The organism is Pollutibacter soli, from assembly GCA_029269725.1.
In the GTDB taxonomy this organism is placed as follows: domain Bacteria; phylum Bacteroidota; class Bacteroidia; order Chitinophagales; family Chitinophagaceae; genus Pollutibacter; species Pollutibacter soli.
Genome location: JARJHS010000003.1, coordinates 60,099 through 73,524, shown reverse-complemented (window position 1 = coordinate 73,524; position 13,426 = coordinate 60,099). Strand labels below are relative to the sequence as shown.

Annotated in this window: 9 protein-coding genes; 2 read left to right on the top strand and 7 right to left on the bottom strand. The window is 42.0% G+C overall.

Going from position 1 to position 13,426, the window contains the following annotated elements; genetic code table 11:
* Window positions 1-3: 3 nt before the first annotated feature.
* From P2W82_RS08695 to P2W82_RS08670, 6 genes are all read right to left on the bottom strand, one after another.
* Complete coding sequence (locus tag P2W82_RS08695) at window positions 4-3,141, bottom strand: efflux RND transporter permease subunit (RefSeq protein WP_336515481.1); 3,138 nt, start codon at window positions 3,139-3,141, stop codon at window positions 4-6.
* Window positions 3,142-3,165: 24 nt separating this feature from the next.
* Window positions 3,166-4,272 (bottom strand): efflux RND transporter periplasmic adaptor subunit, encoded by a 1,107-nt coding sequence (locus P2W82_RS08690; protein ID WP_336515480.1) that lies wholly within the window; start codon window positions 4,270-4,272, stop codon window positions 3,166-3,168.
* 11 nt (window positions 4,273-4,283) lie between these two features.
* Window positions 4,284-5,582, bottom strand: coding sequence for a TolC family protein (locus tag P2W82_RS08685; RefSeq protein WP_336515479.1), 1,299 nt, complete (start codon window positions 5,580-5,582; stop codon window positions 4,284-4,286).
* A 501-nt stretch (window positions 5,583-6,083) separates the two neighbouring features.
* Window positions 6,084-8,276, bottom strand: coding sequence for a response regulator (locus P2W82_RS08680; protein ID WP_336515478.1), 2,193 nt, complete (start codon window positions 8,274-8,276; stop codon window positions 6,084-6,086).
* A gap of 30 nt (window positions 8,277-8,306) precedes the next feature.
* Window positions 8,307-8,507, bottom strand: coding sequence for a hypothetical protein (locus tag P2W82_RS08675; protein WP_336515477.1), 201 nt, complete (start codon window positions 8,505-8,507; stop codon window positions 8,307-8,309).
* Between the two features lie 296 nt (window positions 8,508-8,803).
* Window positions 8,804-9,499 (bottom strand): LytR/AlgR family response regulator transcription factor, encoded by a 696-nt coding sequence (locus P2W82_RS08670; protein WP_336515476.1) that lies wholly within the window; start codon window positions 9,497-9,499, stop codon window positions 8,804-8,806.
* Between the two features lie 524 nt (window positions 9,500-10,023).
* Between P2W82_RS08670 and P2W82_RS08665 the strand changes: the two genes are divergently transcribed.
* A complete protein-coding gene (locus P2W82_RS08665; protein ID WP_336515475.1) occupies window positions 10,024-10,530 on the top strand; it encodes a DUF4382 domain-containing protein in 507 nt (168 codons plus the stop codon).
* A 159-nt stretch (window positions 10,531-10,689) separates the two neighbouring features.
* Window positions 10,690-12,033, top strand: a complete 1,344-nt coding sequence (locus P2W82_RS08660) for an FAD-binding protein (protein WP_336515474.1) — start codon at window positions 10,690-10,692, stop codon at window positions 12,031-12,033.
* A gap of 582 nt (window positions 12,034-12,615) precedes the next feature.
* Here P2W82_RS08660 and P2W82_RS08655 read toward each other — a convergent pair.
* Window positions 12,616-13,287 (bottom strand): MarC family protein, encoded by a 672-nt coding sequence (locus P2W82_RS08655; RefSeq protein WP_336515473.1) that lies wholly within the window; start codon window positions 13,285-13,287, stop codon window positions 12,616-12,618.
* Window positions 13,288-13,426: the final 139 nt, after the last annotated feature.

The following is a 13,426-nucleotide window of genomic DNA, read 5'->3' as shown; positions in this document are numbered from 1 at the left end:
TCCTTATTTCACCAATCCCGATTTCTTCAACAACCTCCTGTTCTCCCTCAGGTGCATAAACTTGTACACCAGCGCATACATCACCGGCAGGATCAGCAAAGTCAGTATTGTGGCAGTAATGAGCCCCCCGATAACTACGCGTGCTAATGGCTTCTGCGTTTCACTTCCGATACCTGTGGCAACCGCTGCAGGCAATAAGCCAATCGCGGCCATCAATGCCGTCATCACTACCGGCCTCACGCGACTGATCACCCCTTGCTTAATCGCATCATCAAAATGCATTTTTGCTTCAAGGTTTTTCCGGAATACACTGATCAATATCACACCATTCTGAATACATACACCGAACAATGCAATGAAACCAATGCCTGCGCTGATGCTGAAATTCATTCCCGTGATATGTAACGCGAGTATACCTCCGATCAATGCAAATGGTACATTCAGAATGGTAAGTGTTGCGTCTTTCACATTTCCAAATGTGATGAATAGAATGATGAATATCACCAGTAAGCAAATCGGAACCACTTTCGCCAGCGTTGCGTTTGCTCTTTGTTGATTTTCAAATTCACCGTTCCATGTCATCTTATAACCCTGGGGCAAATGCACATTGGCCTTTACTTTGCTTTGCGCTTCAGCGATGGTACTTCCAAGGTCACGTTCACGGATAGAAAATTTTACAGCGATGTAACGCATATTATTGTCACGATAAATAAAGGCCGGACCGGTAAGCGTTTTCATCACCGAAATTTCTTTCAGCGGAACTTTTGCACCATCGTTGGTAGGCACCATGATCTGTTCAATTTCCTCCTGTGTACTTCGATAGTTTTGCTGATAACGTACACGTATATCAAATTTTCTTTCGCCTTCATACAACTCTGTCGCAGCCTTACCACCAATCGCCATTTCAATGGCCGCATTCGCATCAGCAGTATTGACGCCGTACATCGCCATTTTCTGTTGATCGAGCTCAATCTTGAATTCCGGCTGTCCAAGATTTTTTAAAATCCCGAGGTCTTCTATACCTCTTATGCCTTCCAGATTTTTTAAAACCGCGCGACTCAAACTATCGAGCGTCTGAAAATCGCTGCCAAAAATCTTTACAGCAAGCGCTGCATTTACACCTGCGACTGCTTCTTCTACATTATCCCTGATCGGTTGTGAATAGTTCAGTACAAGACCCGGAATGATATTTAGTTTCTTATCCATTTCATCGATCAGCTGATCTTCTGTCAGTCCGCGTTTCCATTCTTTTTTAGGTTTGAGATCCACCTGTATCTGCACATTGAAAAAACCTTTAGGATCCGTTCCATCATTGGTTCTCCCGATCTGAGACAACACCTGTTTTACCTCGGGAAATGAAGTCAGCATCGAGATCATTTTTTGTGAAACACTATCAGCTTCGTTGAGCGATACACTCATCGGTAGTTCCGATTCTACCCATAATGCGCCTTCATTCAGTTCAGGTAAAAATTCTGTACCAAGAAATTTTACGGAGAAGAAGCAAACGATCATGATAGAGAATGCGATGATCACGCTTCGTTTCTGATTTCTGTAAACGACGTTGAGTAATCTGCTGACTCCTTTCTCAAAAAACAGAACGACAGGATTATTTTTTTCGCGAACATTTTTTCGCAGCAGTACGCTCGACAATGCCGGTACCAGCGTAAGCGTATATAGTAATGCACCCAGCAGTGCAAAGCCTAAAGTGTATGCCAGTGGCGAAAACATTTTTCCTTCCACTTTCTGGAACGCGAAGATGGGAATGAGACAGGTAAGAATAATTACTTTGGAGAAGAAGATGGCCTTGCCCATCTCTGTTGCCGTCGATTTAAATAAACCCATTTTGGAGAGTTTGTTGAATTTCTCCATTCCTATTTCTTTAGCCCGGTGATCCAGCGCAACAAAAATCCCTTCGACCATGACCACGGCACCATCGATGATGATACCAAAGTCAATAGCACCCATGGACAGCAGGTTGGCACTCATTCCCTTGATGCGCATCAGCATAAATGCAAAAAGCAACGATAACGGAATGATGATCGCGACGGTCAGCGTAGTTCGCCAGTCGGCCATGAATATGAGTACGATCACCGTGACCAGCACGATACCTTCAAATAGATTATGCAACACTGTTTCCTGCGCGTAATCCATGAGGTTGGTGCGATCATAAAATGTATCGATCCTTACATCTTTGGGAAGAATATTTTCATTCAGGTCTTTTACTTTTTCGCGAACGCGTGTAAGTACTTCCGCAGGATTTTCGCCTTTGCGCATTACCACAATTCCTTCAATAACGTCTGGCTGATCCTCATCCCTGGACACCTTTCCCAGCCTGGGTTTGCCGCTTTCAATAACATCCGCGACATTCCCTACAAGCAAGGGAACTCCGTTTCTCTTTTCAATAAACACGCTTTTGATATCATCTATACTGGAAAGAATGCCAATTCCTCTCACTACATAGCTCTGCCCGTTTCTTTCAATGACGTCACCGCCGACATTCACATTGCTTTTGGCAATAGCATTGTATACATCAAGTGCAGAAAGATTGTATTTGATCAGGAGATCGGGATTCACACTGACTTCGAATATCTTCTCTTCACCACCAAAACTGTTCACGTCTGCCACGCCTGGAACACTCTTGAATGCACGATCCAATACCCAGTTCTGAATAGTAGTAAGGTCACGGATACTTTTTGTCTGACTCTTTAAAGTATATCTGAAAATTTCTCCTGTTGGTCCGTATGGTGGTTGTACATCTGGTTTCACGCCTTCCGGTAAGTCAGCATTGCCAAGGCGACTCAATACCTGCTGTCTTGCGAAAGCATCATCAACATCATCATCAAAAATGATCCTGATATAGCTTAAACCGAATGCTGATGTAGTTCTGAGATTTGATTTTTTCTGTACGCTGTTCAAAGAGACTTCAAGCGGTATGGTAACAAATTTTTCCACCTCTTCTGCGCTTCGTCCCGGCCATTGAGCAATAATAACGATCTGCGTATTGGTGACGTCCGGAAAAGTTTCCACCGGAGTGCTTTTATAACTGATGAATCCGATGATCGCCAGCACGCCCGTCATGAAGAAAACAAAATAGCGGTGTTGTAAACTGAACCGGATGATTCGTTGTATAAATTTTTTCATGCGACTTTCTTCAGAATTAATTTGCTATCTGTCGGTAAGTTTTCTGTAAACGAGTATCTGGTTTTGAGTAAGCACGAGTTGGCCCGGTTGGAGTCCTTTGTTGATGTATGTATAATTTCCAATGGTCTTTGCCACTTTCACTTCCTGCACTTTCACATCATCTTTATTTACAAATACCACCACATAATTTCTGCCATTCTCGCTTATGATTGCTGAAGCAGGAACAGCAAGCGATTTTTTACTGTCCGTTTTTGTGATCAGGATATTCGCAAACATTTCCGGTTTTAAAGCGCCGCCAGGATTTTCAAGTACAATTTTTATTTTCATCACCTTGGTAACGGGGTCGAGTACCTGGTTAACACGATCGACTTTTCCGGTAAAAACACTATCCGGATAGGCGAGGGTAGTAACCAATGCAGTATAACCTTCCTGCACTTTTGCAACATCTGTTTCGTACACATTTGCCCAGATCCAGACATCACTGATATCACCGATAGTGAACAGGTTTGTGCTGTTGTCGTTCCTGATAAAATTGCCGGCGTTGATCAGTTTCTCTACTACATAGCCACTTCTTGGTGATGCGATTACATAAGTACCATTCGCATCCGTGTGGCCGCCACCATTGATCTGGATCTGCTGACGTATTTTATTGGCATTGACCAGAGCCTTGTTATAATTTTCCTTTGCCTCTTCAAATTCTTTCTGACTGGCGATGCCATTCTTGTACAGACCTTCTGCATTATCCATACTGCGTTTTGCAATAGCAACATCATTGCCGGCGACACTCAGGTCGGAATAATTACCTGCGATATCTGCACTCCTGATGGTGGCAAGGGTCTGCCCTTTTTTCACATAATCGCCTACACTGACATTTACACTGAGTACCTGGCCACTGCTGAATGGATATACTTTTACTACTTTATTTTCATCAAAACTTACTTCTCCGCTCAATTTGATCTCGTCATCAGTGTTTCGCAATCGGGCTGTATCCATCTTCAGCAGTTGCATTGTACTGTCGCTGATAAGCGGTTCATCTGTTTTTGCATTTGTTTCTGCATCGCCGTCTCCACAGCTTGTAAGAATGGATGATGCAGTTGCAGCGAGTATAACCAGGTTATATAATTTTTTCATCACAGTAATAATTAAAGTTGAATGACGGGCCGGTTTACAGCGAAGTTTAATTCAGCAGCTGCGTTTCGCTGATTGGTGATGAGCTGCCATTCTTTTACACGGGTATCTTTGTAAGCTTCAAAAAAGTCGATAAATTCAATCAGGCTTACCTGCCGTTTCCGGTAACTGTCAAGCATGTTTTTCATAAGGGTATCGTAGTTACTTTGTAGTTGATTATTATCTGTGTTTAGCATTCCTGTAGCATTGATCAGCTTTTGCCAGGCACTGGTTACTTCTCTGCTTACCTGGTTTTGTGCCTGCTGAAAGTTGATATCTGTTTGTTGCGATGCCAGTTTTGCTGCTTTGATATTTCCCTGGTTTCTGTTGAATACCGGAAGGGGTAATGCCAGGTAAAGGCCCCAGTAATTAGGCACATAACTATTGAGTTTATCATACTCAACACCGGCATTCAGGTCCGGACTTGCGAGTGATTTCTGATATGCAATATTGTGGGACTGGTATTGGATGGCAATTTTTGCGAAATTCAGATCAGGCCTGAATTGAATGGCACTATCACGAAGCAGACCTGGTTTGAGATCTGAAATTTTAGTGCTGTCGAATGATTCGCCGGCGAGTGAAATAACCCACGAAGTGTCATCCAGATGAAGAAGCATTGCAAGTTCTTTTTCAAGATCAACCTGCTGACGAATATTTTCACTGAGTTCATTCTGTAAAGAGAAAAGCAATGCTTTGACGCGGATATTTTCCTTTTGTGAGATGTCCCCAACGCGAAGCATTTCGTCCATTCCCTTCACGAGTGATTGCATTGTACTGATTTCAGTGGTATAAACCGTCGATGTATTCTGTAATTGCGCAAGATTATTCATATCGGTGGAAAGGACATAGCGAAGGTTTCTCATCACGTCTTCGAATTGAGCCTTTGCGCCGAGGGTATTATCATTGGCAAGCCTTGTTTGTTTTTTGATTTTACCAGCTGTGCGTATCAGTTGCTGCACCTGCACATATATTTCACCATATTGTACTCCATTTTCTGTACCATGGCGAAAGAATTTCCCGTCGTAAATATTCTGATCGGTCACAAGAAGGGGGTTATCCCAGAGTTTTGCCTGATCTGCAAAAGCCCGGTTGATATCGATATTATATTGTTCCGCCAGCAATTGGAGATTGTTTTTCAGAAAAAGACCTTCTGCTTCCGGAATAGTCAGGCGCAGTGAATCGGTATTCCTGTTTTGCGCATTTGCTAAAACAGGAATGCAAAAAACCATGGCGACTATTAAGTATCTGATCAGGTATTGAAACCTTAAGTTCATAGCACTTCATTATTGCAAGGCAAAGTTGCTTTGAAGAAAAAACTGTTGCAGGGATCACTCGGCGAATGGGCAAAAAGGGTCGTTATGTAGGGGAGAGGCAGCAGGCAGCAGATTAATGCAGTGCTTTTGATAAAATGCAGTTGAAAATATCCAAGGAAAAGGCATGCCTTTTCCCTACAGAAAATCGAACACCTCCGTACAGATGCCACATAAAAAAATCATTCGGTTGAACGATCTTCAATTAGTCCTTCGCAAATCCTACTTCGCCCTTACTTCTTACTTCTAACCTTTCCCTTCTTACTTGAAAAAAAATCCCCTGCAGACGCAGGGGAAGTTTTTATCCTATAGAAACCTTGAGAAGCCTTATGCTAAGTATCCTTTTGTTTTTATGTTTCAGATGTGTTATCGACTGACAACATAAACTTACAACCGTATAATAAAAAGAAGTTTAGCTGATCGCTGAACAGGCAAAAACAATCGGCAGGTCAGGAAAATACATCTTTAATTGAAACTGCGATAGAACTGTTTTGCTTCCTGCAGAGAGTGGGAAAGTATTGATTTCAATTCGCCAAAAACCTTTTCAAACTGATCCTTTGAAAGGTTATGGTGCTCGAGCAAATTCAATTGTGGTTCGAGTAATGGATTTAATCCCATTACTGATATTGTCGTTTTCAGGTTATGTGCAAGTTGTCGCAGAAGAGTAGCATCGTTTGTTTCCCAGGCATGACGGATATCTTGCAGGTCATCAGGAATGGCTTCCATGAATTGCTCCGTAACCGTTCTTTCATATTCTCTGTTGCCACCACTGACCTCCTTCATATAATCCAGGTTGATGAACCTGAATGCATGATCGGAACGCAACTCTTCTGGATTTTTACCATTCTCATTTTTTCGTTGAGCCTCTACAAATTTGGTTATGATCTGGAAGAGCTGCTCTTCACGTATAGGCTTCGGAATGTATTCATTCATGCCATAGCTGAGGCATTTTTCCCGCTCGCCGGACATTGCGTGTGCAGTCATCGCAACAATCGGGGTCTGTAATTGCAAATTATTTCTGATCTCCTGTGCTGTTGAATATCCGTCCATTTCAGGCATCTGGATATCCATCAGAATGAGATCGTATTTGTTTTTGCTCAGAATTTGTAGAGCTTCGCGTCCGTTATTGACAATATCGAAATTCAATTTCCATCCGGTGAAGAGATGTTTGAGCAGACTTTGATTAATCTCATTATCTTCTACTGCCAGCAGCCTTGTTTGTCCGATAAAAATCGGGGATGCTACCTTATCCGGCCGGGGAACCGGTTGTGCATCTTCAACAGCAATTTTGTAAGGGATGGTCAAAAGAAATCCTGCGCCCATACCTGCTTCACTCTCTACGGCTATACTTCCCTGTTGCAATTCCACGAGTTCCTTTACAATCGAAAGGCCCAGACCAGTACCGCCATATTTTCTTGCAGGAGTGTTTTCAGCCTGCTGAAACCTTTCAAAAACATGGGGGAGCTGATCTTTTGCAATACCAATCCCTGTATCTCTTATTTCGATTCCAAGTAAAATGGCCGGGCCCGTTTTGCCCTTGCTGGTAAAATGCATCGATATACTTCCTGAGGAAGTAAACTTTATCGCATTGCCAATAATGTTGACCAGTATCTGCGTTAGCCTGGTGGCATCGCCTTCGAGGGCATCCGGAATTTCGTCTGCAACCGCTGAACTGATCTTCAGATTTTTCTCCTGAGCTTTCTGACGAAACATGGTTTCGACAGAGTGTACCAGGCCCCTCAGACTAAATGGCGCCGATTCTATTCGCATCATGCCAGCTTCAATCTTTGAAAGATCGAGCACATCATTTACAATCGTCAACAGGTTTTCACCCGATTTTTGAATTGTTTGTACGTAGTCTTTTGTATCCGGTTCAAGAGGCTTCCGCTGAAGCAGGTTAGTAAACCCGAGGATCGCATTTAGCGGCGTTCGGATTTCATGACTCATGTTGGCCAGGAAATTCTCCTTGATCCTTGCCGCATCCCTTGCTTTCTTTTCAGATACATTCAGTCGCGAAATAAGTTGCTGTTGTTCGCGCACTTTATAAGCCACATATACGAATGTAAAAACGGACGCAATGGCTGCGATGATAGCCATGATGGTACCAAGGGTCTTTGCTTTTCTGCCGTTGTCATCTGCCTGTCTGATGGTATTCAATACAAACACCTGGTGCTGGTCATCTATTTTGAGTATCACCAGGCGAATACTGTCCGTCAGCTTTTTCCCCATCTGTGTATTGATCAGTTCTTCTGCAGACGCTTTACCTCTCAGGGAAAAGCTGTCAAGCACCGCCCGGTTGAATTTTATCTTTTCATCAACCTGGAAACTCAATTGTTCGATAAGCGAATGCAGTGAAGGATCATCATGAAGTGAGTCAAGACGGTTCAAAGCCTTGTAAATGGTATCCGTTTCAGATGTAAATTCTATAGAATCAAGTGGAACTCCCCGTATTACTGCTCCTCTCACTTTCGACTCCATCGTTATCACCTCATTAAACAATTGCTGCAGATCCGATCTTGTTGCGAGATCCTGCATCAGCATCTCGTTGCTATCGATCAGTTGATTGATATTGCTGTTGGAATTAAATTGGAGAAATACAATCAGTAAGACTGCAGCCAGAAAAGCTACGAGTAAAAGATATTTAAAGTAGCGGCTCATGATGATTGTATAACCAAATATAGTATAAGGTCAGGGTTTGTCTTCCGGACCAGTTTTCAGATACCTGAAATAAGCCGAAGCCATCATTATAACATCAGAGAGCATGATAAAAATGAGAATAATCATCACGGCAATATGGAAATGCCGCTCAATTCCTTCAAGCAATCCATAAGCTGAAAGGATAAGTATGACAGTTAAAAAGATGATTAATATGATTTGTCTGTTATTCATTCGAGTGTAAAAAAAGGAGGGCCGTATGGAAATACAGCCCTGTCTAACCAAAACTAACTGCTTATGAGAAAACTATTGTTATGTATTTGAATCATATTGATGAAACAAAGCTAAGATCCTGATCTGCCCTGCATCATCGGGAATCGTTAAACAGGCATTTTTAGTCGTCGGAATACCCGCAGTAATCTTTAACTCACTTTGTTCCCTGTTTATATAATAGAGACGTACAGGAAAGAAATCAGTTACAAAAATGGAATGTTAAATCAAAACGGGTGGTATTTAACATTTATAGGGGTCTAGAGGATATTCATCCGCTTATTCAATGAGGATCGATATGCATCTGCAACGGGGATTGCTTTGCTGTTAATGATCAGGTCACCATCCTGTATGGTTTCAATTTTATCCAGTGCCACGATGTAAGATCGATGAACCCGAATAAAAGCAGGAGCGGGAAGTCTTTCTTCAACAGCTTTTAATGTCGAATGAATGGCATAAAATTTTTGTGCTGTGTGAAGCTTTACATAATCGCCCATGGCTTCGGCGTAGAGAATATCTTCGAGGTTGAGTTTACGAACGATGTTAGAGTCGCGGATAAAAATGAAACTATCCTTGTTGAGAGTGATTTCATCTTTGTCACTTTCCAAAAACTCACGCACTTTATCGATTGCCTGGATAAAGCGTGAAGGAGTAACAGGTTTTACGAGGTAATCTGCTACGTTGAGCTCAAATGCTTCTGCAGCATATTCTTTTTTTGAGGTTGTAAAAACAATCAGGGGTTTTTTATCACCCATATTTTTTGTGAGCTCCAGACCGGTCATGCCAGGCATTTCAATATCGAGTAGTAATAAATCAACAGCCTGGTCACGAAGAAAATTGTAAGCTTCCATCGCATTGGAACATTCACCCACTACCACCAGGTCCTTCACTTGTGAGGCGAGTTGTTTCATGGTGGTCCTGGCTATTTTGTTATCATCGACGATGAGCGCGTTCATGAAACAAATATATCGGAATTGTACTCACTTCGAATGGCGGATTGTGTGCTTCGGATTTTTTTTAATCGCCTGTGGCGATGGGAACAGCCGGAACGCAGAGCATGCGGAGGAATATACGCGGAGGAGAAAAATTAAATAATGGATTTAGCGATTGACATTTCTCTTAACTAAAAAATAAGAGCAATAAGTAATTTTCAGAATTTTTAAAAGCACTCTAATATTAAGACTCTCTCTCCTCTGCGGGCTGTTTCTCAGCTTCCTCCGTGTGCTGCATTTAGAAGATCGCCGAAGGCGGCAAAAAAAGCCCCCGTGGGATGGCTGTTTGAAAAGCCGAAAGTTTATTCACCCGAAATGCACTATCGTAATTTTTTACAAAATTCCGCCCGGCAATTAACAGGTTATTCAATACATAAACGTCTATTTTCCAGCGAACAAATCGCCTCTTCCCAATTTTAGCTTTTAGTCACGGTTTTTGGGTACTCAATGGCATAGTTTTTTCATTCTGGGAAGACAAATAATCATTTATGCGTATCCTGAAACTTGTTGGTCTTTTTGGTTTAACAGCATTGCTTGGATTGGCTTCCTGTACAAAAGACAAAGAGGAAACTACCCAGCTGAAAATTCATCTTACCGATGCTCCTTACAATGCATCAGCAGTAAATGTGGACATCAGGGAGGTAAGAGTAAAATTGCAGAAGCACGATTGGATTTCTTTACCTACCAACCAGGGCATTTATAATTTGCTTGAATATCAGAATGGCCTTGATACTGTAGTTGCAACGGCAGTTGTTCCTTTGGATGTTTTGCAGGAAGTGAGATTTGTACTGGGAGATGCTAACAGCATTGTGATTTCCGGACAAACTTATCCGCTGACGATTCCCAGTGGAAGTGAATCGGGGTTAAAAATTAAACTGCAGAAAGCGTTGAGCAGAGATATCGATTCACTGGTTGCTGATTTTGATGCTGCTTTATCCATCCACCAGGAAGGTACTGGCGACTATAAGTTGAAACCAGTCATTAAACTGAAATAATTTGTCCGTAGATGTTTTGAGAAGGCACCTCCAAAAGGGGTGCTTTTTTTTTATGTAGTCCTTCAATGATCATTTTTTTGAAAATATTTCCAGCCACGTAGCTGTGCTGATTAAAAGTGATTGTTATTTATACTATCTTTTTTGTATCAACACCGGGATATGAAGAAAAGAACATTTTTAAAATTAAGTTCTGCAATGATGGCTGCTCCGCTCGTTAGTCCGATCGAATCATGGGCCATGCCCGAAAAAATCAGTAACTGGGCGGGTAATCTTGTATACAGTACAGATAAAATCGTTTATCCTAAATCGGTAGAAGAGTTGCAGAAGCTGATTGTTCAATATCCTAAGATGAAAGTACTGGGTACAAAGCACTGCTTCAATACGATCGCCGACAGCAAAGATCAGTTTGTATCACTCCGGGATATGAACAGGATGGTGAAGCTGGATACTGAAAAATCCGAGGTTACGGTGGAGGGTGGGATGAAGTACGGAGAGCTTGCGCCGATTATTGATGAAAAAGGCTTTGCACTGCACAACCTGGCTTCTCTTCCACACATTTCTGTTGCGGGTGCGGTTACAACAGCAACACACGGATCAGGCTTAAAGAATGGAAACTTATCGACTCAGGTGGTAGCCATTCAGTTTATCAATGCGTCAGGTGAATGGATTGAACTGAAAAAATCAGATGGAGAAAAATTCAATGCTACTGTTGTTGGCCTTGGTGCGTTAGGCGCGATAGCAAATATCACGCTGAAACTGCAACCTAAATTTCAGATGCGTCAATGGGTTTTTGAAAAATTGCCACTGAGTCAGCTACGCGATAATTTTGAAACAATAGAATCTGCAGGATACAGCGTGAGTTTGTTTACCGACTGGACTACTGAAAGTATTAACGAAGTCTGGATAAAAGAACGCTCTTCTTCTCCCTCTGCATATGGAGGAAAACCTGAATTTTTTGGTGCAGCAGCAGCAACGAAAAATGTGCACCCGATCATTGAACTATCTGCTGAAAACTGTACAGAACAAATGGGTGTGGATGGCCCGTGGTATGAAAGACTTCCGCATTTTAAAATGGGGTTCACACCAAGCAGTGGAAAAGAGTTGCAGGCTGAATATTTTGTATCCAAACAAAATGCGGTCGATGCAATCCTTGCTATTCAGAAAATCGGAAAGCAGATCAGTCCGCATCTTTTTATTTCAGAAATAAGAACAATTGATGGTGATGATTTCTGGATGAGTCCCTGCTATAAACAACCATCAGTCGCAATTCATTTTACTTTAAAACAAGACTGGCCCAACGTAAGTAAGTTGTTGCCTGTAATCGAAAAAACGCTGGAGCCATTTAATGCAAAACCACATTGGGGCAAACTTTTTACGATGTCACCAGCGAAGCTGTCAACCCTGTATCCGAAAATGAAAGAATTTAAGAACCTGGTTGCAGAATTCGATGCAAAAGCAAAATTCAGAAACGCATTTTTGAGCCGAAATCTCTATGGAAAATGATTTCTGAGGTAAAAGACAATCATTAATTCCACAGTTTTCTAATGCGACATTTTTCCTTATAGTAATTTAACTACGTAGTTCCACCCGAAAATTTGGGTCGCTGCTTTTTGCTAAATGCTAAAATTCCCACTGGTAGCGGGTTTCAGCGGAAATCGTATTTGTCTCCAGGCTGAGGTCGTAATTACACAGCATGTTTTTTACGTAGTTCCATTTATTACAAATGAAGGGTAGATGATACTATTTTTCAGCGCCTGAATCCGGCGTTTCTTTGTGTAACAAATCCAATGAAACCATCCTTATAAAATCCTAAACCTTGAAGATTGATTGAAGCCTTTATCCTGAAACCATCCGTTCCAATGTCCGTGAAAAAAACCAAACAACCCTGATCATCCTGAGTTCTGATCCAATTCTATGAATGCCTAACCAACCCAACCGAACCACTATCCTTATCCTATGAATGTATGATCCAAACCAATGTCCAGATGAAGCCAGAAAGACATTGTGCAAAGCAATAACGGGAAACTGTTGTTGCTTTACTATTTTAGGTTCAGCGTCGAACGTTTAACGTTGAACGCAAAGCGATTAAAGGTTAAGACTTTTAATCCCCGTCACCGCAATCTGCAGTCCTACACAAAAAATAAGAAACGCTGTAATCCTGTTTACAATTTTTTCGCCATTCGATCCAAGGTAATTGATGATTGTCTTTGTATTCAGATAGAAGAAATAGACCATCGAGCACATGATCAGAATAGATAAAATGATCGCGCTGGTGTTGATCAGGTAACTTTCCCAGTTTTTATTTGCCGAATGTGCGCTCAAGGTAAAAAGTACGGACACTGTACCAGCTCCTGTAGTGATGGGGAACGTGATGGGGAAAAACAATTGATCCTGCAGCTTCTGATAGCCCGAATCCGGCGCCTGTTTGCTCTCAGCATCTGTTGGCTTGTCATCCGATTTATCGGAGGACAAAAATTCCCAACCCATTTTGCAGATCATCGTGCCACCCGCGATCTGTACAATCGGGATAGAAATTCCAAACAGCTCAAGTATCCAGTGACCCGCAAAAAGTGACACCACGCAAATGAAAAAGGCATAGATAGTGATCTTTTTTACTGCGAGCTTCTTTTCATCTTTGGTCAGGTTACTGAAATAGGGATTGACAATAAAAGCAGATCCGATCGGATTGACTACCGGAAAAAGAGCAATTAATCCAATAAAAAGCAGGTGTACGAAGCTGTTGTGAAATTCAGGCATGAATTCTGGCGATTGTCTGGACAATATACTATTTATAGGCAATTTAAGTTGCCGCCGTAAGTACTATGATCAACAAGATGGGCCATTAGGCAGGTTATCCGGGGTTTATTGACAGGCAGATGCGGCATTCCGGTTATTT